Source organism: Aurantibacter sp. UH7, assembly GCF_056839165.1.
On record NZ_CM166388.1, the window covers coordinates 61,298 to 88,072 of the forward strand.

A 26,775-nucleotide genomic window follows, 5' to 3' on the forward strand; every position below is an offset into this window, starting at 1 on the left:
AAATCATTATTGTACAAATAAAAAAAGGCGGCTATGATTCTACATAGCCGCTTTTAGTTTTATAAAATACGCTTAAGTTATTATTTTCTATAGCTCAAAATCGCCATTAAAATAAATACCAGTAGGGATAATAGAAATCTCCTTTGTAGACAATAATGTATTGTTTTCGAGATTATAAATTTCTAATGATCCATTGCTCGCATAATCCTTAGCATCTACACCAAAAAGTTTACCATCAACTACGGTCATATTTGCAAAACTAAGTCCTGTAATTTCAGCCGTAGTTGGTAACGTTGTACTCAAAGCATCCATTTTATAAACCGATCCAGATAAATAATAATATAAGTTACCATCTGCTACGGACATTGCTCCAGGGTGTTCAGTAGCAGCGAATGCAATCGTTTCTGAAACCGAATTATCTACACTGTTAATTTTATCTAATTGACCAGCAGATTCGATTCCTGTCCAAGATGGATTTCCACCAGAAAGCACCCATAAGTTTCCATCAGCATCAAATTGAATAGAATTAGGTCTATCGGCAACAGTTATTGTAGTACTCAACGTATTCGTTGTAGCATCAATAACAGAGATAATATTATTCTGATTGTAACCTCCTTTATGCGCTACGTAGATACTGTTTTCATTCGCTACAATTTTTTCTGGGCCTTCAGCAACAGCTATCGGTGATGCTACGGTATTGTCTGCCAAGTTTATAACAGTGATAAAATCATCGTCAGGGTTACTACCATCACCCCAATTTGTAACATAACCTTTACCATTTACGATAGTCATATACCTTGGGTTTAAAAAATCAGCCTTCGTTGGTCCTCCTATGGTTGCAACCGATTTAAATGTATACCGATTAACCACTTCTATTTTTTGTGAATTGTTAATTACGATATATGCTAAATCTTCATTAAAAGTTATGCTTTGAGCAGTATCACCCCAGCTATCCAAGTCATTAACAGATTTAAAAATGCCGTTTTCAGTTACTGTTAAGTCGTTCGATACAAATGAAACTGAAGAATTACCAGCACCAAAATTACCTTCATGCAAAACGAATATTCCATTTTCGTAAGCAAAAGAATCATTATCAGAAATAGAAAGCGTAACAGTATTATTTGATCCAATAAATTCTTGTGAACCATCAATAGCAGTAATAGTTACAGTAAGTTGTTCATTAGTCTCTACTTCATCATCGTCAATTATTGTAATAAATTGCGTTGCTGTAGTTGCTCCAGCACTCAAAGTTACTAAACCATCCAACCTCTCATAATCTTCATTCGAAGTCGCCGAACCAGATACTTCATATGAAATTGATACATCAGTTGCAAAAGCGCTTGTAGTTATAAAATCAAGAAGAACAACACTTTCATCTTCGGAAATAGCATTATCCGATACCGATATGGTAATAGACCCGCTTGGTGTATCCACATTATTATCGTCATTACTACATGCTCCAAATATTAGAGCTGCAATTACAGCGGTTAAAAATTTACTTGTAAGTTTCATTAGTTTAAAAATTTAAGATTAATTGTGATTCAATATTTCTGTTAGGCATTGGTCGCAATGCAACATTTTCGTAATAGGTATTGAAAAGATTATTTAAGGTAATTCCAATTTTATACTTCAACTTATTGTTGGATGGTAGCTCATAGGTTATGCCCAAATTAGACACTTGATATCCTTCTAATTCACCTCCTATAATTGATACCGGACCATTATAAAGGTGTTGATAAAATAGCTCCAGATTCGATAGCGAATATGCTATTGACGCTTTAGCTTTATGAAAAGGAACATAAATAAGTTGCTCTTTAGTTTCCTTGTCTTCTGATACGGTATAAGCGTAATTTGCTTTAATAGTTATCGTATGTTTTTTAGCTATAGAAAACAAGGTCCCTGCTTCTGCTTCTACACCATAAATTTGTACCTCATCAACATTGGTTGGAGACCAAATACCACTATTCTGAGGCAGCCAACGTATCATGTTTTCAGTAGTGATATAAAAGCTATTTAGACGAACAGATAACCTATTAAATTTTAATCGATGTCCTAAGTCCAATTGATACGACTGTTCCGGAATCAGGTCTAAATTTCCACCAGGTTTCCAATAAAGGTCATTAAAAGTGGGGGCTCTAAAATTTCGAGAAGCATTTAACTGTATTGCGTACTTCGAATTAAATATATAATTACCATCAAAAGAGAATATTAAAGGGCTGGAAAAATCGGAAGAAAAATCCTTTCTCAAACTGAAGTTAAAAACCGCTTCTTCGGATAAACTATATTTTAGAATAGAAGTGACCGAAGCATCATTACGCGTTGGATTTCCAAAACTACTCCCCGCACCTTTAAAATGATTGTACTCCAAAAAAGAATTCAATCGAAATAAATCAGTAAATTTTATATCTAAGGAATATCGAGCCAGCAAGGTTGTAACGCGTCCTTTAGAAAATATATCTGTGTCTTTATTTTCAAAATATTTGAAGGCCTCATCGAGATGAGCCACTTTTAATTTTGAAATCGCTTTCTCACCAAAACGTGTCCATTCTAATTGGGTTCGATAATGATTGTCTTTGTATCGGCTCCTTCCGAGACTCGATAAATTCCCAGATAAATTTCTATCACCAATAAAGCTTTGGTGATATAATCTTAATACATGATGGTCAGAAATTAAATAACCCGAATTAAAATTAAGACTAAGGTTTTCGAACTCACCATTACTGTTTTTCCGATCCGTTTCTAAATATTTATAATCGTTGTCTGATGCATTGTAGTTAAATCCAAGACTTGATGACCACTTACCATTTCCGAAACTTTGATTATAATTCGCATTTTTAGTATTAAAACTACCGTAACCAATAACAAATCGATTATCAAAGTGTTTTTGAAAATCTAGGTTATTATTTAAATGCACACTTCCACCAATGGCTCCGGTTCCGAATTGCACGCTTCCTCCTCCACTTCTAATAGCGACAGAACTATAGTTTAACGTATTAATAGTATTAAAATCTACTTGCCCATTCATTTGAGAATTAATATTTATTCCATTCCAAACAACAGCGGTATGTGAGGCATTAGTCCCTCTAAAGGCTGGTGAGGAAACCATCCCAAAACCATTTTCTTTAAAATAAATATTAGAATTAAAACTCAATAATGAAGTAAGAGACTGCCCATTTTTCTGAATAGTACTATCTGATAACACGTTTACTTTATGTCCTTCTACAAAACTTTTTAGTCGCGTATCGGATATAACCACTTCATCCAACATCCAGATAGGTGTTACCTGGGCAGATAGCTGCCAACAACAAGACAGTACTAGAACTAATGTGATTATATAGTTTCTCATATATTAAACTTTTATCCCGAAAGTTTTTAAATATTGGTTTAAGTTCGCCTAAGGCTTACTTATTCTGGCAGGTCTCCTGACTTGCTTTCTGCTACTCACCTTCCCATTCGCCTATGGCGCACAGTGGTTCGAAGTTTGTAGCGAAATCCGATAAAATCGGCAAAGCTTACAGTTGCGGGAACAGCTCTAGATTTTCACTAGATTCCCTTTTAATCAATACAGCAATTATGTGTATCAAACCAAAATTCGCTGCGAATATAAGTGTCTTTTTATCAAGATCAATACTTAATTAGCTAAAATTGATAATTCTGAATTTGCAAAAAAATATGGTTCAAATAAAATATTAAGATTAACTGTACATTTGACCCGAATTAAAATCATCGATTTGAAAAAGATACTTTTACTTCTTGCTTTCATCATTCTTTCTTGCAAAACAGATGTTAAGCAAAAAGAAAATAAACTCGATACAAAAAAACTAGAACAAGTTGTTATCAATCATGCTAACGGTTTTTGCATTGAAAAATCTGGTGATATTACGGTACTTAAAATTTCTTCGCCATGGCCGAATTCAGAAAGTGCATTTACATATGCCCTAGTACCAAAATCTAAAATGGCTGCAATTACGCTTAATTCAGATGAATATGATGCCATTATCGCCACACCAGTAAAAAATATAGTAGTAACCTCTACCACGCATATTCCCGCATTAGAAGCTTTAGGTGTTTTAGAAAAATTAAGAGGCTTTCCTGACACCCAATATATATCTACGAAAAAAGCACGTAAACTTATTTCTGAAAAAAAAATAAAAGAATTGGGTAGCAACCATGCGTTAAATACTGAAATGATAATAGAATTAAATCCTGACCTTGTTGTTGGTTTCTCCATTAGCAGTGAAAATAAGGCCTATGAAACCATACAGCGCACTAGAATTCCTGTGGCATACAATGGTGATTGGACAGAGCAAACACCGCTAGGAAAAGCAGAATGGATTAAATTTTTCGCTCCGTTTTTTGAATTGGAAGAAAAGGCGGATACAATTTTTAAGGAAATAGAAAATTCTTATTTAGAGGTTAAAAAATTAGCACAAAAAGCAAAAACACAACCAACCATTTTAAGCGGAGCTATGTATAAAGATGTGTGGTATTTACCTGGTGGAAATAGTTGGGCTGCCAAGTTTATTGAGGATGCAAATGCCAATTATTTATACAAAGAAACTGAGGAATCGGGTAGCTTATCATTAGGTATTGAAGCTGTTTTAACCCATGCAAAAAATGCTGACTATTGGATTTCACCTTCTCAATTCACGGCATATAAAGAAATGGAAAAAGCTGGTAGGCATTACACTCAATTCGATGCATTTCAGAATAAAAAACTATACACGTTCGCAAAAACAAAGGGGGAAACTGGTGGATTACTTTATTTTGAATTAGCGCCAAACAGACCAGATTTGGTTTTAAAAGACTTGGTACATATATTTCACCCAGAAATATTACCTGAACATAAACTATTCTTCTTTAAACCTTTAGATTAATTAATGCAGCAGTCAAAATCGTATCGTTTTTCTTTTCTGCTATTACTCATTGTATTGCTACTAGTTTTTGGGTTAAATATAAGTTCGGGTTCTGTTGTAATTCCACTAAAAGCTACACTAAATGCAATTATTGGAGGCGATTTGTCAAACGAATCATGGAGATATATCATATGGGATTATCGCATTCCTAAGGCACTAACTGCCATTCTCGTAGGCGCAGGATTATCGTTAAGTGGTTTATTGATGCAAACATTATTTCGAAATCCGTTAGCAGGACCTTTTGTACTGGGCATAAGTTCAGGAGCCAGCTTAGGTGCGGCCTTATTAATTATGGGTTCATCAGTATTAGCCAGTTTATTTTCTTTCAGTTTTATAAATGATGTTTCTTTAGCAATAGCTTCTAGTGTTGGTAGTTTTTTGGTGCTAATTATAGTAATGTCGGTTGCCACCAAAGTAAAAGATACTATGGCCTTATTAATTATAGGTTTGATGTTTGGCAGTATTACAGCCGCAATTGTAAGTGTACTCTCCTACTTTACCAATGCAGAAAAATTGCAACAATATATCTACTGGTCTTTTGGTAGTTTAGGAAATCTATCTTGGCAACAATTACTCTTATTATTCTTATTAGTTTTAGTAGGATTATTTTTAAGTATACTTTCCATAAAGTCATTAAACGCATTGCTTTTAGGTGAAAATTATGCGCGTAGTTTGGGCGTAAATATGAAAAAATCACGTTATCTAATTATTATTGCGACCGGAATATTAGCTGGCAGTATTACTGCTTTTGCCGGACCAATTGCTTTTGTCGGATTGGCTGTACCCCATCTTACCAGACAAATTTTTAATACAACCGACCATAGAATCTTAATACCTGCAGTTTTAATCTATGGGGCAATTTTAATGTTACTATGCGATACAATTGCTCAATTACCAAGCTCCGCTAATGTTTTACCGATAAATGCAATTACCAGTATAATAGGAGCTCCAATAGTTATTTGGCTATTGTTACGAAAAAGAAAAATGATGTTTTAATGGCAATAGAAAAACAACATATTACTTTAAGTGTACAAGATTTGGCTGTTGGTTATACTACTAAAAAAGAAAAAACGATTATAGCGAATAACATCAATTTTGATTTATTCGAAGGCGAGTTAACTGGGATTATTGGTGCAAACGGGATTGGAAAATCAACACTACTCAGAACCTTAGGAACTATTCAACCAAGGCTATCTGGAAAGATAAACTTAAATGGAAAATCTATAGAAGACCTTAGACCCATAAAACTGGCAGCTGAAATAAGTTTGGTGCTAACAGAATCAATTGCTTCTAAAAGTATGACTGTTATTGAACTGGTGGCTTTAGGTCGTTCTCCATATACAAATTGGCTAGGTACGTTAACTGAAAAGGATATTAAAATAATAGAAAAATCCATACAACAAGTTGAACTTGAATCCTTGCAAAATAAAAAATGTAATGAGCTGAGTGACGGACAGTTACAGCGTGTTATGATTGCTAGAGCATTAGCTCAAAACACCGCTATTATTTTACTGGATGAACCGACGAGTCATTTAGATATATATCATAAAGTTCAAATTTTGAAATTATTAAAAACCATTGCCAAAGAAAGCAAAAAAACTATTGTTTTCACAACTCATGAAATTGATATGGCAATTCAAGTAACAGATAAAATGTTAATACTTAATGGTGACAACAATCCTTTTGATACTCCAAAAGAATTAATTCATCAGAAAGCATTTCAAAAATTATTCCCTACGGATACCGTAATATTTAATACTGAAACAAATTCATTTAAGATTAGGTAATTATGACTATAGTGTAAAACTTAATCATCCTTCTTTTTCAAAATCCCTTATCTTTACTTCGAATACATTATTAGAGAATGAACGAATATTTAATCTACCTTATAATAGGACTACTATGCCTTGTAATCGGCTATTTTACAGGCAAGTACATTAATGCACTTAAAACTAAATCTGAGCAGAGTGCACTACTTGAGCGAGAACAACAATTGGGAAATAACTTAGCTGTTATCGAACAACGTTTACGTGATGCAGAAGAACATAAAATGCATTTGCAAACTGAAAAAGAACAGTTAGGTAACCAAATCGTACGGAATGAAGCAGATATGGCAAATCTTCAGTTAAAAAATAGGGAACAAAAAGAAGAGGTAGAAAAGCTTCAAGAAAAGTTCACTAAAGAATTTGAGAATCTTGCCAATAAGATCTTAGATGAAAAAAGCAACAAATTCACAGAGCAGAATCAAAAGAATATTAAAAACATTCTAAATCCTTTGCAGGAAAAAATCTTGCTTTTCGAGAAAAAGGTAGAAGAAAGTAGGAAAGAAAACTATGGAATACACCAAGCGCTTAAAGAACAATTATTAAATCTCCAGAATCAAAACCTTAAAATAACACAAGAAGCGGAGAACCTTACAAAAGCGCTTAAAGGGGATAGCAAAATGCAAGGTAATTGGGGAGAGTTAGTTTTAGAACGTGTACTTGAAAAATCGGGACTTGAAAAAGACCGTGAATATATGGTACAGCAAAGTTTTACTTTAGAAGACGGTTCTCGTGTGCTGCCCGATGTAATTATTAATTTACCTGATGGTAAAAAAATGATAGTCGATTCGAAGGTATCACTTACTGACTATGAGCGTTACGTAAATGCCGAAGATGAACTGAAAGAGAAATTCTTAAAAGATCATATTAACTCGCTCAAAAAACATGTAGATCAACTTTCTGCCAAAAAGTATGAGGACCTTTATGAAATGGAAAGTCCAGATTTTGTTTTGATGTTTGTACCAATAGAACCTGCATTTGCAGTTGCTATAAATAATGACAATGCTCTTTATAACAAAGCTTTTGAGCAGAATATTGTTATAGTTACTCCTTCTACATTATTAGCAACATTACGTACTATTGATAGTATGTGGAACAACGAAAAACAACAACGTAATGCTATAGAAATTGCACGACAAGCAGGAGCTTTATACGACAAATTTGAAGGTTTCGTTGGCGACCTTACCAAAGTAGGTAAAAGGTTAGACGATGCTAAAAGCGAATATAAAGGTGCAATGAATAAGTTAGTTGATGGTCGTGGAAATATAATTACGAGTATTGAGAAATTGAAGAAAATGGGCGCCAAAGCTAAGAAGTCAATTCCCGATGCATTTTTAAAACGTGCAGAAGAAAGTGATTATGAAGAAGAACCTAGATTGCAATAATTTCTCAGGTTGATTTAACTACCTTATTTTATTAATCCCTATTTTGATACAAATTTTATCGCATGAAGAAAGTACTCATTCTTGGTTTATCATTATTACTAATAGCGATTGCTGCATATTATGCATTTATCTATTTTGTGCCCTATAGCCAAGGGTACCGATCAGGTGAATTAATTAAATTTAGTAGCAAAGGTATGCTTGTAAAAACTTGGGAAGGTGAAATAAGTCAGGGTATTTCTGGGGCTCAAATTTTTTCATTTTCGGTCTTAGACAAAGAGAAAGACGTTATTCAAAAACTAAAAGATTACCAAGGTAGGTATGTAAAAATAACCTACATTGAGCGTTATGCCACCTTCTTTTGGTTAGGTGATAGTAATTATTTTATTACTGAAGTAGTCCAAGAAAAATCTCCACATTTTAATAAATAACAATGCAAAAATTTAAATCAGCAAAAGAGTCCAATGTATCTATCACAGAATTGATGCTTCCCTCCCATTCTAATTTCGGCGGTAAAGTTCATGGTGGACATATTCTAAGTTTAATGGATCAGATAGCTTTTGCATGTGCTTCTAAACATTCGCAGTGTTATTGTGTTACTGCTTCTGTAAACCGTGTAGATTTTCTTTCACCAGTAGAAGTTGGAGAATTAATAACATTGAAAGCTTCAATTAATTATACCGGAAGAACTTCTATGGTTGTTGGTGTTCGTGTTGAATCTGAAACCATTACCACAGGAAAAAAAAGACATTGTAATTCGTCATATTTTACTATGGTTGCAAAAGACGCGAATGGTAAAAACATTCCTATTCCAGGTTTGTTAGTCGAAAACGAACAAGGCATTCGAAGATACTCGCGAAGCAAATACCGAAAAGAATCGGCCTTTGATCGCGATAACAAATTTGACTCTAGTAATTTTAAAGTATCAGAACACTTAGAATTACTAAAAACTGAAAATGTTAAGATTGAGTTGAAGTAACCTTTGCTGCAGCGGCTTTATCTAAAAACCAAACTAAATTACCATTTGTTGGTGCAACCAAACTGGCTGGGTACTTTTTAGCTATATCTTTATTATTCAGAATTTCATCTAATCTATCGGCCTTACTTTCACCTGTTGCTAAAAAAGCAACAGCTTCAGCATTATTAATTAATTGGCCGGTAATCGTAATTCTTTTTTGACCACTTACTGGGTGCTCGGCAACTTCACAATAATTTTCCGAATACCATAATTCCATTTGATTCGGGAAAATTGAAGCAGTATGTCCATCATCACCTATTCCTAAAATGACCAAATCAAAAGTTGGAATTTCGTTTGTTTTAGGTAAAACAATATTTAAAAATTGGCTATAGTGTTCAGCCTCATATTGTGGCCCGTTCTCCCCTTTTATTCTATGTATATTTAATTCTGGAATACTAATTTTAGACAATAAATGTTCATTGGTCATTTTGTAGTTACTTTCATCTTCATATGGCCAAACACAGCGTTCATCTCCCCAATATAAATGTACTTTAGACCAATCTATCGCAGTAGCATAATTAGTAGCTAACTCATCAAATACAATTTTTGGAGTACTACCTCCAGATAAAGCAATATGAACTATTGATTTTGATTTACAGATTTCTGCAAAGTATTTAGCAAAATTTTTAGCAACTTCTACTTTCGAACTTGATACATTTAAACTCATGCTTTTTTTAGGAGGATTAGTTGGTTTACTATTTAAGTACGCAAAAACCAGGATCATCGGCTAAGTTGGCACTAGGATTTCTCCACATAGCTACTCCATCAATAAGTTCATCTGCGTTCTCAGGCCCCCAAACACCAGCAGAATAACCATATACTCTAGAATCAGAATTTTTCCAATAATTTAAGATAGGATCTACAAATTCCCAAGCCGCTTCTACTTCATCTGCACGCGCATACAGCGTAGCGTCCCCTTGCATGGCATCAAGCAATAATCTTTCATACGCAGTCATCACATAAGTGTCTACTAAACTAGAATAATAAAAATCAAGATTCGCCCGCTCTACATTAAACCCTTGTCCAGGAACTTTTACACCAAATTTTATTAAAATTCCTTCGTCCGGTTGTATTCGAATAACCAATTTATTGTCTTTATTAGCAATATCAGATTCCTTAAAAATTTGATGATGAGGAGATTTAAAGTGAATAACGATTTCTGTTACCTTGGTCGGCATCCTTTTAGCTGTCCGAACATAAAAAGGTACATCAGCCCATCGCCAATTATCTACAAAAAACTTTATTGCTGCATAGGTTTCTGTAGTTGAATTCGGGTCTACTCCATCTTCTTCTCTATATCCATTTACATTTTCGCCATCAATTACAGAAGAAACATATTGTGCTCTAATAGTGTTGTCATGCAATGTTTTATCATCTTTCATTATTCGTAAAGATTTTAAAGCCTTTACTTTTTCATTTCTAATTTCCTCAGCATTGGATCCTATGGGTGGCTCCATTATAATTAATGAAACTATTTGCAGCAAATGATTTTGAAACATGTCTCGCAAAGCCCCACTTTTGTCATAATATCCGCCTCTTTTTTCAACACCAACACTTTCGGCATTTGTAACTTCAACATGGTGAATATAATTACGGTTCCATAGTGGTTCGAAAATACTATTAGCAAAGCGCGTTACTAATAAATTTTGCACGGTTTCTTTTCCCAAATAATGATCAATTCTAAAAATCTGCGGTTCTTTAAAGTATTTATGCAGTGCATTATTCAAATTCTTGGCTGTTTCTAAGCTATAACCAAACGGCTTTTCAACAATCACTCTTTTCCACCCATCATCTTCATTATGTAAACCTTGATCGTATATATTTTTAGCTAGCGATTCGTAAATAGATGGTGGAACAGAAAAATAAAAAATATAGTTATTATCAGTGCTAAACTTACTATTTAACTTTGTTATGCGCTCATTTAAACAAGCGTAATCTTCTTTTAGCTGGTGATAAAAAAGTTTATCACAAAACCCAGAAAGGAAAGCTTCATCAACATCTTTTAGTTCCTCTTTAAGATATGCACTTTCTTCAACAACATTTTTACGAAAATCTGTATCCGACCAATCACTTCTACTAGCACCCAACACCACATAATTTTCAGGTAAGTGATTCCCTTTATATAAATTATAGATTGCTGGTATTAATTTTCGTGCTGTTAAGTCACCTGATGCTCCAAAAATGATAAGCATCTGATTTTCGGTTTTATCCATATATATCTTAGTTTATTATTCAAAAACAAGCTTGATTTAAATATAACCAACCTTATGGAGTTTAAAAGAACTAAATCCGGAAATTTTCATTTAATTTTGAGTTCATTGAAACTTTCAATAAAAATACTATGGAACATATGTACGATTTCGGATTAGTTGGTCTAGGTGTTATGGGACGCAATTTTATTTTAAATGTAGCCGACAATGGTTTTAAGGCTTATGGAAATGATGTAGATTCTGAAAAAGTAAATGCTCTTATAGAAGAAGGTGGCGACACAAACCGCGTGAATGCTTCAACAGACTTAAAAACCTTTGTAGATTCGCTTTCATCACCTAGAAAAATAATGTTACTAGTACCTGCTGGAAAGGTTGTTGATATCGTTATCGAAAATTTACTCCCCCTATTAAATCATGATGATATAATTATTGATGGTGGAAATTCTTTTTTCACAGATACCGACCGCAGAGAAGCTTATTTACAGGAAAAGGGAATTCACTTTTTTGGATCTGGAGTTTCAGGTGGAGCTAAAGGCGCAAGACTAGGACCAAGTATTATGCCTGGCGGCAATAGAGAAGCATACCAACATGTAAAACCTATTTTCGAAGCTGTAGCAGCAAAAGCACACGGCGAACCTTGCGTAGCATACCTCGGACCTAAATCAGCTGGAAATTACGTTAAAATGGTGCACAATGGTATCGAATACGGGCTTATGCAATTGACCTCCGAAATATATGATTTATTAAAAAAAGGTGGAGACTACTCAAACGAATTACTACACCAGACCTATGCAAAATGGAATTCAGGTCGTTTACAATCTTTTCTAGTTCAAATAACTGCAGAAATATTTGAACAAAAAGATGAATTAGGAGAAGGAGATCTTATTGATAAAATTCTAGACAAAGCCAAACAAAAAGGTACCGGCAAATGGACAAGTCAAAATGCTATGGACCTTGGTATTCCTATTCCTTCTATTGATATTGCAGTAAGTATGCGCGAAATTTCAGCTTTGAAAGAAGAGCGTGTAAAAGCAGATGCCTTATACAATAGACCTGAAATTTCCCCAATGAATAAAGCTAAATTAGGCACTTTAGCTGAAAAGGCACTTTTCTTCTCTTTTATAGTTACCTATGCGCAAGGCTTGCATCAATTAGCAGATGCTTCTAAAGAATATGGTTATGAATTGGATATGGCTGAAATTGCCAAAATATGGAGAGCTGGTTGTATAATTAGAGCCGGTTTATTAGGTGATATTATGCAAGCTTTTCAAGAAGATAATTCTTTGCCTAATCTTTTACTTTCTCCTCGGTTTGTTGAGAAAATACAAAACACGGTGGATGCTGCTCGCGAATTAGTAAGCTATGCTGCTTTAAATGGCATTGTTGTACCAGGACTATCAAATTCACTTACATATTTTGATGCGTATTCATCTTCTCGTTTACCGTTAAATTTAATTCAAGCACAACGCGATTATTTTGGTTCACATACGTATGAAAGATTAGACCGTGAAGGAATATTTCACACGGAATGGGAAGCATAGTCAATATTCGATTTTTAAATATGAGATAAAGTTTAACCTTTATTCAAAAGTATTTACTGCAGTTTCAGGAAGATGAACAGGTAATTTTATTTCGTTTTTCAAGTAAATTTCTTCAACAATTTTATGTAAATCTGGAATTACTGTTCTAGCAATTGGTGAGTTACTATTTAATAAAACACAAATTCCTATATCAGCTGTTGGGTACATAGCAATTTCATTTCTAAAGCTATTTACACTACCTCCATGATGCCAAATTGTTTGCTGTTTTTGAGTGATTTCGTCTTTAAACTTATGAATACGCCATCCAAAACCATAATAAGACGCTAAGTGTCCTGGCCAACGTTTATAATATTTTCGGCCAATATTAATATCCACACGGGGTTTAAATACTTCAGCTAAAGCAGTTTTATCTAAAATTTCTGGATTATGACCTAATAAAAAACGCATCCACTTTGCCATATCCAATGCACTCGCATTTACACCACCAGCAGCAATTGCATTATCGTAATGATCATTTAGTTTTTTACTACGCCAGCCTCTTCTACTTTTAGAATGCGGTACAGCTACATTTTTATTACTAATTAATGTTTCGTAATCTGTATTTGCAGAGCACATCCCTAAAGGCTTAAAAAAACGGTTTGCTAAGGACACGCCAATGTCATTACCAGTAATTTTCTTAGTAACCTCGCCAGTAAGAGCAAACATAGCATTTTGATAGCTATACATTTCTCCTGGTTTATTAATTGGTTTTACTTCATTAAAACGACCAGCAATCTTATCCAAAGAAATTCCCGCTTCAACGAGGTTTGTAAAACTATGATAAGGTGTTCCTGACGTGTGTGATAATATATGAGACAATTTTACTTCATCAGTATTACTTTTACTTCCTAATTGAAACTGTGGCAAATAGTCGCTTACTTTATCTTGCCAACTCAATTCTCCCTCGTTCTTAAGTTCTGCTGTTAATACACCTGTAAAGCCCTTTGATAAAGAACCCAGTCTAAAAACAGTTTCGGCATTTACTTTATCTTTTACATCAACATTTCTTTTTCCAAAACCACTTGATAGTAAAATAGAATCTCCTTTAACAATACTTACCCCTGCACCAATTATATCACCAACTTTTATTGCTTTTGCGAAATAAGCGGAAATAGCAACTTCTAGTTCGTGTTGCTGTTTTTTATAAGCACGGTTAGCTTCAGCTTCGAGGACATTTTGTTTATCATCAATAAAACTAGCAGTTTCTAATTCTTTCGAAGCCGGTTTATGACCACTAAGAACTAATAAAAAAAGAAGTAACATTATTGAAAATGTAAAAACGACTAGTATTTTAAATCGTCGCATAGGTTAAGCTTTTTGATATGGTTGTAAACTTTAATTTAGGACTATATTACTTTATAAACGCCCGATTCTACTTAATATTTTATTAAATTATCCACTTATAAAACTACAAGTGTATGAAAAGTCGATTCATTTTAATTTCCATCTTAATTTTACCAATGTTAATTGTGGCTCAATCCGGAAAAATTACTAATTCTATTAGTGCGGAACAAATGATTGAAACAATAATTGATAAAACAGAAGCGACCAGAGTAAATAATACTGTTGATGTAATTAAAGCTGGTAACGCAGCTACAAAAGTAAAAGGCATTGTTACTTGCATGTTTGCCACTATGGATGTTCTTAAGGCAGCTATAGCAAAAGATTGCAATTTGATAATTACGCATGAGCCGTTATTTTATAATCATTTAGACAGTGATGAAAATTTCAAAAACGACCCTGTTTATTTGGAGAAAAAGAAATTTATTGAGGACAACAATTTAGTAGTATGGCGATTTCACGATTATATACATCGTATAAAACCAGATGGAATTATCTCGGGCATGGTTGAAAAACTTGATTGGAAAGAAAACCAATCTAGCAGTAATCCATATGCATTTAGTTTCGAGAAAATTACATTAGGTGAATTATTAAAAAATGTAAAAACCGCGTTTCCAGATACGGCTTTTAATGTGGTTGGAGATTCTTTGATGAATTTAACCAATGTAGTTATGGTCCCAGGAGCTTCTGGTACAATGGCTCAAATTGGTCAGTTAAGAAAAAGTGAAGTAGATGTTGTAATCGCAGGCGAAGTTCCGCAATGGGAAACTTATGAATATGTACGCGATGCAAATTTACAAGGTCGTAAAAAGGCAATTGTATTTATCGGCCATATAAATTCTGAGGAAAGCGGAATGAAATTTTGTGCAGACTGGTTGGGTGAATTTATTAAAGACATCCCAATTCATTTTGTTGAATGTGAATCATCTTATTGGAGTTATTAATAATTGTTGCGCACTACTAATTCGAATACATACTCTTTTCTTTTATGAATAGTACTCCTTCAAATTCTTATTCTTCGAATAAAAAAGTAGGAAACACATTTGAAAACTACCCTACTCCTACCGAGGCAAATCTATGGTTAGAATATAGTTCAGAAAAAACAATTTTCAAGCTATGGTCACCGATTGCAAATGCGGTTAAGTTAAATTTTTATATAAATGGAGATGGAGGAAAAATACTTAAAAGGCATTCTCTTAAATTAACTAAAAAAGGTGTTTGGGCAATTGAACTATTTGGCGACCTACATGGCACTTCTTATACTTATCAAATTCAAATTGGCGAAAAATGGCTAAATGAAACACCTGGTATTTATGCCAAAGCTGTCGGTGTTAATGGGCACCGGGCTAAGGTTTTAAATTTTGAAAAAACAAATCCAAACGGTTGGGACGAAGATAAAGGACCAGAAATAAAATATTCGAATGAGGCAATAATTTATGAGCTGCATACCAGAGATTTTACGATAAGCAAGAATTCTGGCTCTTCAATTACTGGGAAATATTTAGGTCTTGTTGAAGAAAATACAAAAGGACCTAACGGTGTTAATTCAGGAATAAGTCATTTAAAAGAATTAGGTATAACACATGTTCATTTGCTTCCTACTTCAGACTTTTATTCTATAGATGAAACTAAGTCAGAAAATCCTCAATACAATTGGGGATATGACCCTCAGAATTACAATGTGCCAGAAGGATCTTATGCTACAGATCCATATAATGCTGAAGTCCGCATTCTAGAGTTCAAGAAAATGGTAATGTTATTTCATAATCATGGTATTGGCGTAATTTTAGACGTGGTATATAACCATACGGGAAAAACAAAAACATCTAATTTCAATAAAGAAGTCCCTGATTACTATTATCGAAAGTTAAAAAACGGACAGTATTCTAATGCTTCTGCCTGTGGTAATGAGACAGCATCGGAACGATCTATGATGCGTAAATTTATAGTTGAATCTGTTACCTATTGGGCCAAAGAATACCATGTAGATGGCTTTCGATTTGATATAATGGGAATTCACGATATTGAAACTATGAATGCTGTTTCTTCAGCGCTTAAAAAGATAAACGAAAATATAATTATATATGGTGAAGGTTGGACAGCAGACAAATCCATATTACCAAAAAGTAAAAGTGCATTAAAATCAAATATGCATAAGATTCCACAAGTTTCTGCTTTTTGCGATGAACTAAGAGATGGGCTTAAAGGTTCCGTATTCAAAGAAAGTGACACTGGTTTTGTAAGTGGCAAATCTGAAATGGAAGAAAGTATAAAATTTGGAATTGTTGGTTCCATCGCACATTCACAAATTGATAATACACAAGTAAATTATTCTAAAAAATCATGGGCTCTTGATCCATGGCAATCTATATCATATGTTTCCTGTCATGACAATCATACGCTGTACGATAAGTTAAAACTATCCAAACCAAAGGTATCAGAAAAAGAAATTATTGCGATGGATAAACTCGCTAATGCAATTGTATTGACATCACAAGGCACGCCTTTTATTCATTCAGGAGCAGAATTTTTACGTACAAAAAAAGGAGAACACAATTCTTATAATTTACCCGATGCTATTAATGAAATCGATTGGACTTTAAAATCCAAAAATCTGGCAGTGTTTGAATATTATAAAAATTTAATTGCATTTCGAAAGCGGCATCCAGCCTTTAGAATGACAAGTGGTAAAAAAGTACGAGAAAATTTAGAATTCATAAAAACGGAAAAAGGACTAATTATTTATAAAATAAAGAATTACAGCAATGGCGATGTTTATAAAAATTTTCTAGTTATTTATAATGCCCGAAAAAAGGCGGTAAATTACAAGCTTAAAGAACAATGGTATATTGCTATTTCTGGCAATAATTTCTTCACAGAGAATCATAAATTTTGTGAAGCCCAAATAAAGATAGCGTCGATCTCTATGTCGATTCTATTTCAAAAATAACTTTAGATGAAATTAATTTCCTTACTATGTACTGTTTTCTTATTACTAGTAATTGTTAATGTACAATCTCAAGAAGATACATTCAGCGATTACAAAACAAATGAATTCGCTTTTAAAGGGAAGAGCGCAAAAATTGTTATTCCAGCTAAGGCCAATGATGAACGCTTATGGGTATGGCGTGCACGTTTCTGGGGGCATGAACCCCAAACAGATTTGGCGCTCTTAGAAAAAGGTTTTCATATAGTTTATGTTGATGTAGCAGGACTGTTTGGCAATAATGAAGCCGTAGAACTATGGAATAATTTCTATGACTACCTTATTAAAGTCTATGACCTAAATTCAAAAACAGTTTTAGAAGGATTAAGTCGTGGTGGCTTAATCATTTACAATTGGGCAGCTGTTAATACAGACAAAGTTTTTTGCATTTATGCAGATGCACCTGTTTGTGATATTAAAAGTTGGCCTGGTGGTTTATATTCTGGACAAGGAAGTGAGAATGATTGGCAAGAGTGTTTAAAAGTATATGGATTGAATGAAAAAACTGTGCTGGACTTTGAATCCATTCCAATAAACAATGCGGTGAAAGTTGCCGAGGCAAACATTCCGGTATTACATGTTTGTGGAGGTGCCGACATTGTAGTTCCATTCAAAGAAAACACAGCAAAACTTGAGGAAAAATTTAAAGCGGCTGGAGGTGACATTCAATTGATTATAAAAGAAGATGTTGGGCATCATCCCCATAGTTTAAAAAACCCAAAACCAATTGTCGATTTTATTTTAAAACATACAGGTCAATAAAATCATAACTCCTTTTAATTCATGCCAAAAACAGAGTATCGAGTATATGTTGTAGAACTTTCAAAAAAAGTATTTTCTGAGAACAGAAAGTTTAGAGAAGCTAATCCACAATTTAATGGGGTACTCGAATGTTTATATGTCGGTATGACGAGTAAATCACCAAAGGAACGTTTTGAACAACACAAAAAAGGCACCCTAAGTAAAAAGGGACATAATTTATCTTCTAGTATTGTTCGAAAATATGGTGCTTATTTAAGACCCAGCCTATACAACCATATCGACCCAATGCCAACGCGAGCTCAAGCATTAAAAATGGAAAAAAATCTTTCTTTAGAATTGAGAAGAAAAAAATACGCGGTTTGGTTTAACTAAAAAACCATCCTAATAATTTAGGATGGTTTTTAACATATCAGTTACTTACTCAAATACATCTTCCGTCTTGCATAAAGGTTATAAAAGGCATCATCCTTCAAACTATCAATAAATAAGATACTTTCACCAGTACTTTTCATTTCTGGTCCTAAATTCTTATTCACATTCGGGAATTTATTAAATGAGAACACTGGTTGTTTAATTGCAAAACCTTCTAATTGTGGATTAAACTTAAAGTCTTTAACCTTTTTCTCTCCTAACATTACTTTGGTAGCATAATTCACATACGGTTCTTTATATGCTTTTGCAATAAATGGTACTGTACGAGAAGCACGTGGATTAGCTTCAATTATATAAACCGTATCATCTTTAATTGCAAACTGAATATTAATTAAACCAACTGTATTTAATGCTAGTGCAATCTTTTTAGTATGATCCTTTATTTGCTGCATTACAAATTCACCTAAGTTAAATGGTGGCAAAGTAGCATTGGAATCGCCGGAGTGCACACCACAAGGCTCAATATGTTCCATTATACCGATAATGTAAACATCTTCACCATCACAAATTGCATCTGCCTCAGCTTCAATTGCTCCATCTAAATAATGGTCCAATAATAATTTATTATTTGGTATTTTTCGAAGCAAGTCTACAACATGCTCTTCTAATTCTTCTTTATTAATTACAATTTTCATACCCTGACCACCCAATACGTATGATGGGCGAACTAAAAGTGGAAAATCTAATTCATCAGCAAGTGCACTCGCTTCATCAGCAGTTTCTGCAATACCATATTTAGGAAAAGGAATATCATTTTTAAGTAACATTTCAGAGAAACTTCCGCGATCTTCAGCTAAATCTAAAGCTTCGAAACTAGTACCTAGAATTTTAATGCCATATTTAGACAATTTCTCAGCAAGTTTTAAAGCTGTTTGCCCACCTAACTGCACTATTACACCTTCAGGCTTTTCGTGTTTTATTATATCATATATATGTTCCCAGAATACAGGTTCAAAATAAAGCTTATCAGCAGTATCAAAATCGGTAGAAACCGTTTCTGGATTACAGTTAATCATTATAGTTTCATAACCACATTCAGCAGCAGCCAATACGCCATGCACACAACAATAATCAAACTCTATACCTTGTCCAATACGGTTCGGTCCAGATCCTAGAACTACAACTTTTTTACGATCCGTCACCTTACTATCATTCTCTACATAACGCTCTCCATCAGTCGTTTCAATTTCCGCTTCAAAAGTTGAATAATAATAAGGAGTCATCGCTTTAAACTCTGCTGCACAGGTATCTACCAGTTTAAAAACACGGTTGATGTTCATCTCTACCCTTTTCTCATGCACTTCACTTTCGTAACAATCAAGCATATGTGCTATTTGACGATCAGCAAAACCTTTTTGCTTTGCCTCGAGCATCAACTCCCTGGATAAGGTATCCACGGTATAATTAGAAATTTCTTTTTCTAAATAATATAGTTCTTCGTATTGCTTTAAGAACCACATATCAATTTTTGTGATATCGTGAATGCGACTCAAAGGAATTCCCAATTGAATAGCATCATAAATAACAAACACACGATCCCAACTAGGGATCGTTAATTTGCTTATTATTTCATCGTAATTTGTATATCCTTTACCATCTGCACCTAGACCGTTTCTTTTAATCTCTAAAGATTGTGTCGCTTTGTGTAAGGCCTCTTGAAAAGAGCGCCCAATACCCATAACTTCCCCAACAGCTTTCATTTGAAGACCTAAAGTTCTATCTGAACCTTCAAACTTATCAAAATTCCATCGCGGAATCTTCACAATCACATAATCTAAAGTTGGTTCAAATAAGGCAGAAGTAGACTTTGTTATCTGATTATCTAATTCATCAAGTGAATAGCCAATAGCAAGCTTTGTAGCGATTTTAGCAATAGGATACCCTGTTGCCTTCGATGCTAATGCCGATGAACGAGATACTCTAGGGTTAATCTCAATTGCAATAATATCTTCTTTTTCATCAGGACTAACAGCAAACTGCACATTACAACCTCCTTCAAAGTCACCAATGCTGCGCATCATATGGATAGACATGTCACGCATTTTCTGAAAAGTTCTATCAGATAAGGTCATTGCTGGTGCAACAGTTATAGAGTCACCAGTATGTATCCCCATAGGATCCATATTTTCGATAGTACAAATAATAACTACATTATCATTTTTATCTCGTAGAAGCTCCAATTCGTATTCCTTCCAACCCATCATAGCCTTATCAATCATCACCTCATGTATTGGTGAGATTTCTAATCCACGGCTTAAAAGTTCATCAAAATCTTCTTGTTTATAAACTATAGCAGCACCTGCACCTCCTAAGGTATACGATGCTCTAATCACTAATGGAAATCCGAATTCTTGAGCTATTTCTTTTCCTTTAAGAAAAGATGTAGCTGTCGCTTGTGGCGCCATTGGAACACCAATTTTAAGCATTAGCTCGCGAAATTTCTCTCTATCTTCTGTAATATTGATTGCATCAATATCAACACCGATAAGTTTCACGCCAAAATCTGCCCATATGCCTTTTTCATCAGCTTCTATACATAAGTTTAAAGCGGTCTGACCTCCCATCGTTGGCAATACAGCATCAATCTCAGGGTGCTCTTTTAAAATCTCAACAATAGATTTTGTAGTAAGTGGTTTCAAATAAATATGATCGGCCATTGACGGGTCCGTCATAATTGTTGCCGGATTACTATTGATTAAAACTGTTTTGATTCCGTCTTCATTTAAAGAGCGCAATGACTGAGAACCTGAATAGTCAAATTCACATGCTTGCCCAATAACTATAGGGCCTGAACCAATAATTAAAATAGTGTTTAAATCTTTTCTTTTTGGCATTCTGATACTTCTTTATTAAGGATACTAGTTGATTAACAAACTTTTTAAAAATTTGAGCAAAAAAAAAGTGCTACTTCCAAAAAAGTAACACTTCAATATTATAAAATAATCCAATCATTATTTTTTATGTCGTAATTCAGATGATACGGTAAGTTTCTTTCTACCCTTAGCTCTTCTTCTGGCTAAAACTTTTCTTCCATTAACTGATGCCATACGTTCTCTAAAGCCGTGCTTATTTTTACGTTTTCTTTTTGATGGCTGATATGTTCTTTTCATTTTTTTGCTACGTTTATTAAGAATCTTACCTTGGCAAAATCCGGGTGCAAATATACAAAGACTTTTTTCTTCTCCAAGCCTATATAAAAAAATATTTTTTAATTATTGAATCGTTCCCCCGAGTCGCTTTTTAGTACTTTTGCAAGAATGTATTTTTGGCACTAGAATTATTATGAAAAAGCTCCCATTCATTTTATGTTGTTTTTTGGCGTTTACATCAGCAATTGCCCAAACAACATTGGAATACAAACTAAAACAAGACCAACTGTTTTTGGTAAAACAACAAGCAAAGCAGGTAATCACCCAAGAGCTTGATGGTGCTAGTCATGTTTTAACCAATATAATTAATGGAGTATTAAAATTTAAGGTTGTTGAAGTAAATGACGATAATTATAAGATTGAATTATCCTTCGAAGATCTTAATATGAAGATGAACTCGAGTATACAGGGTGAAATAATGAATGTGCGGGCTAAAGAAGTGGCTGAAGATGATATGCAAGCAAAAATGTTTAATAGTCTTCTGGGAAACCCTGTAAATATTATACTTTCCAAAAACGGAAAAATAATTGAAGTCTCTGGAGGAGATAAACTTGTAGAAAATATGGTAGCTAAATCGGGCCTTGAAGATGAATTTTCCTTAAACATGATGAAAAAATCTTTGGAAAAGGAGTTTGGATCCGATGCTCTTACAGAAAGTTATGAGCAAATGACTTACATATATTCGTCAGATGCCGTTAATGTTGGTGATACGTGGCAAAATGAGTTTTCAGGCAAATTAAATGCGAAAAACACCTGGTCACTAGAGGAACTAACAGACACGAATGCCACTATATCAGGCCTTGCAGAAGTTGTTATGAATATTGAAGAACCAGCCTTAATCATGAACCTTAACGGGAGTCAAAGTACTGCGGTTACTACAGATACTGTTACGGGCTTCATAACAAAAATGACCGTAGAAGGTGAATCTGAAGGCAGTTCGACAATGGTACAAATGGCAGACCAAAAAATACCAACAACTATAAAATCAACAATAACTTACGAATTAATTAAAGACTAAAATGTTCAACAAAAACATAAAGCTGGTTATAGCAGCCTTAATAATAGCATACGCAGTATATCAATTTATTGAAGGAAACATTGGCAATGGCCTTGCTTTGATACTCCTATCTGGAATTTTCATTTTTCTTTATTTTAGAAATGAAATTATTTTATTGGCCTTTCTACGTATGAGAAAGCAAGATTTAGAAGGTACCGAGAAATGGCTAACTAAGATTAAGAATCCGGAAGCAGCGTTAATTACGAAACAGCAAGGTTATTTTAATTATTTACATGGAATTATTTACTCGCAAAAGAACCTAACCACAGCTGAAAAATATTTTAGAAAAGCATTGAAATTAGGTCTTACCATGGATTATGACATAGCCATGGCCAAACTAAGTTTAGCAGGTATAGCCATGCAAAAAAGAAGAAAACGAGAGGCTACTACCCTACTTCAAGAAGCTAAAAGACTTGATAAAAATAAAATGTTGACCGAGCAAATAAAAGAAATGCAGAAACAAATGAAGAGAATCTAAAGTAACGGCGCTAATAACCTGCTAAAAGATTCTTTTAATTTTCTAAGTAATCCTCTCTCTTGCCAACGTTTTAGTTTGACCTCTTCACAGTCATCTAAATCGTTTAAAAAGATTGTTGACATCTCATTATTAATTGCTTCATCATAAATGAGTGCATTAATTTCAAAGTTCAACGTAAAGCTTCTATAATCAAGGTTAGCAGTACCTACAATGGAAAGCGTTTGATCCATTAACATTGTCTTAGCGTGGACAAACCCTTTGTTATATCTAAAAATTCGAATCCCAGATTCCAAACAGTGCGCTATATAAGAATCTGATGCATATTGTGCTGCCCAGGAATCAGAGTTATAAGGTAAAATCACACGAACATCTATGCCACTTCTTGCTGCCGTAGTCAATGCCGTCATAATTGAATCATTAGGCATAAAGTAAGGTGTGGTAATATATACGCGTTCAGTAGCCGTATTTATAGCACAAAACATGGCCTCCATAATGTTCGCCCAATCTGTATCTGGTCCACTTGCTGCTATTTGAATGGCTGTAGTATTAACCGTATTCGAATTGGTTACTGGGAATAATCTTTCTTCAATAACCAATTCAGCTTTCGAAACAAAATTCCAACTCAACAAAAAAGAAGCCTGAAGCGATCCTACTGCACCTCCACTAACTCTTAAATGTGTATCGCGCCAATACCGCTCATTATCATAGGTATTATCATATTTTTTATCAATATTGATTCCTCCAACATATCCGATTTCGCCATCTATAACGACTATTTTTCTATGATCACGATAATTTAATTTACTCGTAGTATTAGAAAATAGCACAGGCATAAATGCAAAGTGTTCAATACCACTTGCGGTCATTTTCTTTTTAACTCTTGAAGAAATAGAGCTACCAACGTCATCATAAATTACGCGTACTTGTACACCTTCTTGAGCTTTACCACAGAGTATATCAATAAGTTCTGTGCCGAGAATATCACTAAAAATTACAAAATATTCGAGGTGAATGTGGTTACGAGCAGCAATTAAATCGGCTCTTAGCCTTTTGAACTTTTGCTCACCGTTAACAATGATTTCTGCTTTGTTATCAAAAGTTAAGATAGCCTTTTCATTATTCTTTAGAAGTCGGTATATTTTAAATATACCAGAACCATATTTATCTTCGAAATCCTCTTGCTCTTCTTGATCTAGATGAAATTGCTTACGCCATTCTCTAATTTTGGCATTATCTAAGAGATACTTTTTTTCGAAAATTTTGGACTTCCTGTAATCTTGTCCAAAAAGATAATAAACTAGTAATCCCAATATAGGAAGAACGAGCAGTGTAAAAAGAAATGATAAAGTTTTTATTGGATTCTTATTCTTTAGAATAAGAATAACAGCAAAAAATAAAACAAATATATAGTACCCTAATAATAGAAAAGACCAATATTCATTTAGAAAATCCCACATTACTTCGATTCACGATAATACCCTTTATTAGGAATTTGGATGGTATATTTTTTACCCGATTTATTATTCAAATGTGGTTCGCGCAACCAAGGATTGTGACGTTTTAACACTTTGTAATTTATTTCGTACTGCTGTGCAAAATCAGTAATACTAAAAATTGGAGCATCAATTTCAACCTCAAAAGTTGGAACATTCACATATAAATCTTCTTTCTGAATATCAAAACCATATTTCTTAGGATTAGAAAGAATTTCTTTTATGGCCATTATTCTAAAAACGTATCTACCAGTTTCTTGACCTAACAATAAATCATAATAGTCATTTACTTGCTGTGCACCCAAATATTTATTTATCGCACCAGGGCCTGCATTATAAGCAGCGGCAGTAAGAGTCCAATTACCATACTTGCTTTTCCATCTGTTTAAATATTTACAAGCTACTTCTGTAGATTTTACCAAATTGTAACGTTCGTCTACATTGGTGTTCACTTCCAAACCGTATTCACGACCCGTACCTTTCATAATTTGCCAAAAACCTGTAGCACCTGCATGTGAAACTACATTGGTTAATCCACTTTCAGCAACAGCCAAATATTTAAAATCATCTGGAATTCCGTTTTTCGCTAAAATCGGCTCTATTATCGGAAAATATTTATGTGCTCTTTTTATTAATAATACAGCATTAGATTGCCAATATGTATTCACCAAAAATTCACGATCAATTCGTTCCAATATTTCCGGATCATCTTGCGGCACTCTTTCTCCTGCAAAATTTAAATCTTCAGGAATTTCTATGGAAGTAATTCTATATTCTTTAGCAACGCTTTTATCACTATCATTTGCTAAATCTGCCTGTTGCACAGCAATTATAGTTTTATCTTGCATTGCGAAAATTAAGGTGCTTATAACGAAAACAACACCTAATCCCATTAATATATTCTTTAATAGCTTCATTTTGGTATTTTTTTTGGAGTTACTCAAAGGTAATATTAGAACTCACTTATTGCAAAATAATTGTTGCTAAGTGTTCATTAAACCATTTAGCACGGTGTATAATCATAGTATGTGTACCATTTTTTACAGCAATACAGTCCTTTATTCTTTCAAAAGGAAATACGGGATCTTTATCACCATGTATATGTACTAGATTTTCAAGCGGCGTTTTCTGTCGCCAGTTAACCATATGGTCTATCGCCCAATTTAAATAGGTAGCATCACGAACATCTAAGTATTTCTCATATAATTCCAGTCGTTTTGTAACCGTTTCGCCAAAAGCATATTTCGCCATGAGTTCCACGTTATTAACTAAGCTGGTTGGCAATAATTTATGAGCATGTGTAAAACTAGCAAATCGCATTTTATTCGGCAATTCTTCACTCGTTTTAACGCTTGATATTATAACTACTTTTTTTACTGGCTTAAGCTTAGCCATCTCTTGGACCACTATCCCCCCAAAGGAAACCCCTATTAATACGGCATTTTCATGTAAAACTTTACTATTCATAACCAAAGCATAGTCTGCTAAACTCATATTAGTTTCAGGAACGAACCATTCAAGCAAATGAATTTCGAAAAGCTCACTTGGCAATTTTATATACTCGAAAATGGAAGTACTTGCTGCTAGACCAGGTACGAAATAAATATGAGTTATTTTACTTTTGTCAATCATCAAATGAACTTTTTAATAGGAAAATCGCCAATTTTTTTATACTTTTGACTTTCGGCCATATTTCAACTCTTGTATTAAGAAGCTTGACCGATTTATTGGAATTACGTCTATAGAACAGCGTAATTTTTTTTCTAAGAGACCAATTAAAATCAAACTATATGAATGAAATGGAAATTAATGACAACAGTTTCTTGCGCCAATTTGAAACCAAAAATGATGGCCATCTAGCAAAGATCGAGTATTCTTCTCAAGAAAGAAAAGTATTTTTGACCAAATTGGTCATACCTGAGGGAATTACTGCAGAAGGTTTCAAAGAGAATTTCATTAAAGCTGTATTACACCACATACAAGATCAAAACTTGAGAGTGGTACCAACAAGCCCTCAAATTGCAGGATTTGTTAGAAAACACAGACAATACAAAGAAATGTTGCCTGTAGGCATTCGAATCTAATCTTTGTATGACAAAATTAAAAAAACTCGTTTAGGCAACTAAACGAGTTTTTTTATACAGTACA

The 26,775-nt window shown here is 33.9% G+C and carries 24 protein-coding genes and 1 riboswitch; of the genes, 14 read left to right on the top strand and 10 right to left on the bottom strand.

All coding sequences use genetic code 11. From position 1 onward, the window contains the following. Positions 1–87: 87 nt before the first annotated feature. Together UH7x_RS00325 and UH7x_RS00330 are read right to left on the bottom strand one after the other, a co-directional pair. The gene (locus UH7x_RS00325) at positions 88–1,512 is read right to left on the bottom strand and encodes a DUF5074 domain-containing protein (protein WP_482361730.1); all 1,425 of its coding nucleotides are present in this window, start codon (positions 1,510–1,512) and stop codon (positions 88–90) included. Between the two features lie 4 nt (positions 1,513–1,516). Further along, complete coding sequence (locus UH7x_RS00330) at positions 1,517–3,346, bottom strand: TonB-dependent receptor plug domain-containing protein (RefSeq protein WP_482361731.1); 1,830 nt, start codon at positions 3,344–3,346, stop codon at positions 1,517–1,519. Between the two features lie 49 nt (positions 3,347–3,395). Further along, a riboswitch (cobalamin riboswitch) is annotated at positions 3,396–3,605 on the bottom strand. Positions 3,606–3,731: 126 nt separating this feature from the next. Between UH7x_RS00330 and UH7x_RS00335 the strand changes: the two genes are divergently transcribed. The 6 genes from UH7x_RS00335 (at position 3,732) to UH7x_RS00360 (ending at position 9,100) form a co-directional block, all read left to right on the top strand. Beyond that, a complete protein-coding gene (locus UH7x_RS00335; RefSeq protein WP_482361732.1) occupies positions 3,732–4,877 on the top strand; it encodes an ABC transporter substrate-binding protein in 1,146 nt (381 codons plus the stop codon). Positions 4,878–4,880: 3 nt separating this feature from the next. Then, positions 4,881–5,912: a FecCD family ABC transporter permease gene (locus UH7x_RS00340; RefSeq protein WP_482361733.1), complete on the top strand. Its 1,032-nt coding sequence runs from the start codon at positions 4,881–4,883 to the stop codon at positions 5,910–5,912. After that, on the top strand, positions 5,912–6,703 hold the full coding sequence (locus tag UH7x_RS00345) for an ABC transporter ATP-binding protein (protein ID WP_482361734.1): 792 nt from the start codon (positions 5,912–5,914) through the stop codon (positions 6,701–6,703). Before UH7x_RS00340 ends, UH7x_RS00345 begins: the two co-directional genes overlap by 1 nt. A gap of 77 nt (positions 6,704–6,780) precedes the next feature. Then, positions 6,781–8,124, top strand: a complete 1,344-nt coding sequence (locus tag UH7x_RS00350; RefSeq protein WP_482361735.1) for a DNA recombination protein RmuC — start codon at positions 6,781–6,783, stop codon at positions 8,122–8,124. Between the two features lie 62 nt (positions 8,125–8,186). After that, a complete protein-coding gene (locus UH7x_RS00355) occupies positions 8,187–8,552 on the top strand; it encodes a 6-phosphogluconate dehydrogenase (protein ID WP_482361736.1) in 366 nt (121 codons plus the stop codon). Between the two features lie 2 nt (positions 8,553–8,554). Continuing rightward, positions 8,555–9,100 (top strand): acyl-CoA thioesterase, encoded by a 546-nt coding sequence (locus tag UH7x_RS00360; protein ID WP_482361737.1) that lies wholly within the window; start codon positions 8,555–8,557, stop codon positions 9,098–9,100. Here the strand turns inward: UH7x_RS00360 and pgl are convergent. Both pgl and zwf read right to left on the bottom strand, forming a co-directional pair. After that, positions 9,081–9,806: a 6-phosphogluconolactonase gene (pgl, locus tag UH7x_RS00365; RefSeq protein ID WP_482361738.1), complete on the bottom strand. Its 726-nt coding sequence runs from the start codon at positions 9,804–9,806 to the stop codon at positions 9,081–9,083. The two genes, UH7x_RS00360 and pgl, sit on opposite strands and share 20 nt — an antisense overlap. A gap of 28 nt (positions 9,807–9,834) precedes the next feature. After that, the gene (zwf, locus tag UH7x_RS00370; protein WP_482361739.1) at positions 9,835–11,352 is read right to left on the bottom strand and encodes a glucose-6-phosphate dehydrogenase; all 1,518 of its coding nucleotides are present in this window, start codon (positions 11,350–11,352) and stop codon (positions 9,835–9,837) included. A gap of 128 nt (positions 11,353–11,480) precedes the next feature. Here zwf and gndA point away from each other — a divergent pair, with 128 nt between their 5' ends. After that, positions 11,481–12,890 carry an NADP-dependent phosphogluconate dehydrogenase gene (gene gndA, locus UH7x_RS00375; protein WP_482361740.1) on the top strand — a complete coding sequence of 470 codons (1,410 nt, stop codon included), beginning with the start codon at positions 11,481–11,483 and terminating at the stop codon, positions 12,888–12,890. Between the two features lie 39 nt (positions 12,891–12,929). Here the strand turns inward: gndA and UH7x_RS00380 are convergent, their stop codons facing one another. Continuing rightward, positions 12,930–14,234: a serine hydrolase domain-containing protein gene (locus UH7x_RS00380; RefSeq protein ID WP_482361741.1), complete on the bottom strand. Its 1,305-nt coding sequence runs from the start codon at positions 14,232–14,234 to the stop codon at positions 12,930–12,932. A 113-nt stretch (positions 14,235–14,347) separates the two neighbouring features. Here UH7x_RS00380 and UH7x_RS00385 point away from each other — a divergent pair, with 113 nt between their 5' ends. From UH7x_RS00385 to UH7x_RS00400, 4 genes are read left to right on the top strand one after another with little or no spacing between them, the layout of a single operon-like run. Continuing rightward, positions 14,348–15,214, top strand: a complete 867-nt coding sequence (locus UH7x_RS00385; protein ID WP_482361742.1) for a Nif3-like dinuclear metal center hexameric protein — start codon at positions 14,348–14,350, stop codon at positions 15,212–15,214. A gap of 44 nt (positions 15,215–15,258) precedes the next feature. Continuing rightward, positions 15,259–17,220, top strand: coding sequence for a type I pullulanase (pulA, locus tag UH7x_RS00390; protein WP_482361743.1), 1,962 nt, complete (start codon positions 15,259–15,261; stop codon positions 17,218–17,220). A 6-nt stretch (positions 17,221–17,226) separates the two neighbouring features. Further along, complete coding sequence (locus UH7x_RS00395) at positions 17,227–18,018, top strand: alpha/beta hydrolase family protein (RefSeq protein WP_482361744.1); 792 nt, start codon at positions 17,227–17,229, stop codon at positions 18,016–18,018. 21 nt (positions 18,019–18,039) lie between these two features. Continuing rightward, positions 18,040–18,390, top strand: coding sequence for a GIY-YIG nuclease family protein (locus UH7x_RS00400; RefSeq protein ID WP_482361745.1), 351 nt, complete (start codon positions 18,040–18,042; stop codon positions 18,388–18,390). Positions 18,391–18,431: 41 nt separating this feature from the next. On the opposite strand, the gene carB is transcribed toward UH7x_RS00400, so the two are convergent. Continuing rightward, positions 18,432–21,284 carry a carbamoyl-phosphate synthase large subunit gene (gene carB, locus UH7x_RS00405; RefSeq protein ID WP_482361746.1) on the bottom strand — a complete coding sequence of 951 codons (2,853 nt, stop codon included), beginning with the start codon at positions 21,282–21,284 and terminating at the stop codon, positions 18,432–18,434. 117 nt (positions 21,285–21,401) lie between these two features. Beyond that, positions 21,402–21,560 (bottom strand): 50S ribosomal protein L34, encoded by a 159-nt coding sequence (rpmH, locus tag UH7x_RS00410; protein WP_153755057.1) that lies wholly within the window; start codon positions 21,558–21,560, stop codon positions 21,402–21,404. 172 nt (positions 21,561–21,732) lie between these two features. Between rpmH and UH7x_RS00415 the strand changes: the two genes are divergently transcribed. Further along, positions 21,733–22,617: a DUF6263 family protein gene (locus tag UH7x_RS00415; protein ID WP_482361747.1), complete on the top strand. Its 885-nt coding sequence runs from the start codon at positions 21,733–21,735 to the stop codon at positions 22,615–22,617. A gap of 1 nt (position 22,618) precedes the next feature. Further along, positions 22,619–23,134, top strand: a complete 516-nt coding sequence (locus UH7x_RS00420) for a DUF2892 domain-containing protein (protein ID WP_482361748.1) — start codon at positions 22,619–22,621, stop codon at positions 23,132–23,134. On the opposite strand, the gene cls is transcribed toward UH7x_RS00420, so the two are convergent. From cls to UH7x_RS00435, 3 genes are read right to left on the bottom strand one after another with little or no spacing between them, the layout of a single operon-like run. Beyond that, a complete protein-coding gene (gene cls / locus UH7x_RS00425) occupies positions 23,131–24,591 on the bottom strand; it encodes a cardiolipin synthase (protein ID WP_482361749.1) in 1,461 nt (486 codons plus the stop codon). The genes UH7x_RS00420 and cls overlap by 4 nt on opposite strands. Beyond that, complete coding sequence (locus UH7x_RS00430; protein WP_482361750.1) at positions 24,591–25,544, bottom strand: lytic transglycosylase domain-containing protein; 954 nt, start codon at positions 25,542–25,544, stop codon at positions 24,591–24,593. Before UH7x_RS00430 ends, cls begins: the two co-directional genes overlap by 1 nt. Before the next feature lie 46 nt (positions 25,545–25,590). Continuing rightward, positions 25,591–26,259 carry an alpha/beta fold hydrolase gene (locus tag UH7x_RS00435; protein ID WP_482361751.1) on the bottom strand — a complete coding sequence of 223 codons (669 nt, stop codon included), beginning with the start codon at positions 26,257–26,259 and terminating at the stop codon, positions 25,591–25,593. 158 nt (positions 26,260–26,417) lie between these two features. On the opposite strand from UH7x_RS00435, the gene UH7x_RS00440 reads away from it, so the two are divergent. Next, positions 26,418–26,711: a GNAT family N-acetyltransferase gene (locus UH7x_RS00440; protein ID WP_348150134.1), complete on the top strand. Its 294-nt coding sequence runs from the start codon at positions 26,418–26,420 to the stop codon at positions 26,709–26,711. Positions 26,712–26,775: the final 64 nt, after the last annotated feature.

Excerpts from the sequence above, each read along its gene's own strand:
- zwf (WP_482361739.1), bottom strand. The coding sequence starts at position 11,352 with ATGGATAAAACCGAAAATCAGATGCTTATCATTTTTGGAGCATCAGGT.
- UH7x_RS00400 (WP_482361745.1), top strand. The coding sequence starts at position 18,040 with ATGCCAAAAACAGAGTATCGAGTATATGTTGTAGAACTTTCAAAAAAA.
- UH7x_RS00340 (WP_482361733.1), top strand. The coding sequence starts at position 4,881 with ATGCAGCAGTCAAAATCGTATCGTTTTTCTTTTCTGCTATTACTCATT.
- UH7x_RS00330 (WP_482361731.1), bottom strand. The coding sequence starts at position 3,346 with ATGAGAAACTATATAATCACATTAGTTCTAGTACTGTCTTGTTGTTGG.
- UH7x_RS00395 (WP_482361744.1), top strand. The coding sequence starts at position 17,227 with ATGAAATTAATTTCCTTACTATGTACTGTTTTCTTATTACTAGTAATT.
- carB (WP_482361746.1), bottom strand. The coding sequence starts at position 21,284 with ATGCCAAAAAGAAAAGATTTAAACACTATTTTAATTATTGGTTCAGGC.
- UH7x_RS00440 (WP_348150134.1), top strand. The coding sequence starts at position 26,418 with ATGAATGAAATGGAAATTAATGACAACAGTTTCTTGCGCCAATTTGAA.
- UH7x_RS00350 (WP_482361735.1), top strand. The coding sequence starts at position 6,781 with ATGAACGAATATTTAATCTACCTTATAATAGGACTACTATGCCTTGTA.
- UH7x_RS00380 (WP_482361741.1), bottom strand. The coding sequence starts at position 14,234 with ATGCGACGATTTAAAATACTAGTCGTTTTTACATTTTCAATAATGTTA.
- cls (WP_482361749.1), bottom strand. The coding sequence starts at position 24,591 with ATGTGGGATTTTCTAAATGAATATTGGTCTTTTCTATTATTAGGGTAC.
- UH7x_RS00355 (WP_482361736.1), top strand. The coding sequence starts at position 8,187 with ATGAAGAAAGTACTCATTCTTGGTTTATCATTATTACTAATAGCGATT.
- rpmH (WP_153755057.1), bottom strand. The coding sequence starts at position 21,560 with ATGAAAAGAACATATCAGCCATCAAAAAGAAAACGTAAAAATAAGCAC.
- pulA (WP_482361743.1), top strand. The coding sequence starts at position 15,259 with ATGAATAGTACTCCTTCAAATTCTTATTCTTCGAATAAAAAAGTAGGA.
- pgl (WP_482361738.1), bottom strand. The coding sequence starts at position 9,806 with ATGAGTTTAAATGTATCAAGTTCGAAAGTAGAAGTTGCTAAAAATTTT.
- UH7x_RS00385 (WP_482361742.1), top strand. The coding sequence starts at position 14,348 with ATGAAAAGTCGATTCATTTTAATTTCCATCTTAATTTTACCAATGTTA.
- gndA (WP_482361740.1), top strand. The coding sequence starts at position 11,481 with ATGGAACATATGTACGATTTCGGATTAGTTGGTCTAGGTGTTATGGGA.
- UH7x_RS00430 (WP_482361750.1), bottom strand. The coding sequence starts at position 25,544 with ATGAAGCTATTAAAGAATATATTAATGGGATTAGGTGTTGTTTTCGTT.
- UH7x_RS00420 (WP_482361748.1), top strand. The coding sequence starts at position 22,619 with ATGTTCAACAAAAACATAAAGCTGGTTATAGCAGCCTTAATAATAGCA.
- UH7x_RS00325 (WP_482361730.1), bottom strand. The coding sequence starts at position 1,512 with ATGAAACTTACAAGTAAATTTTTAACCGCTGTAATTGCAGCTCTAATA.
- UH7x_RS00435 (WP_482361751.1), bottom strand. The coding sequence starts at position 26,259 with ATGATTGACAAAAGTAAAATAACTCATATTTATTTCGTACCTGGTCTA.
- UH7x_RS00415 (WP_482361747.1), top strand. The coding sequence starts at position 21,733 with ATGAAAAAGCTCCCATTCATTTTATGTTGTTTTTTGGCGTTTACATCA.
- UH7x_RS00360 (WP_482361737.1), top strand. The coding sequence starts at position 8,555 with ATGCAAAAATTTAAATCAGCAAAAGAGTCCAATGTATCTATCACAGAA.
- UH7x_RS00345 (WP_482361734.1), top strand. The coding sequence starts at position 5,912 with ATGGCAATAGAAAAACAACATATTACTTTAAGTGTACAAGATTTGGCT.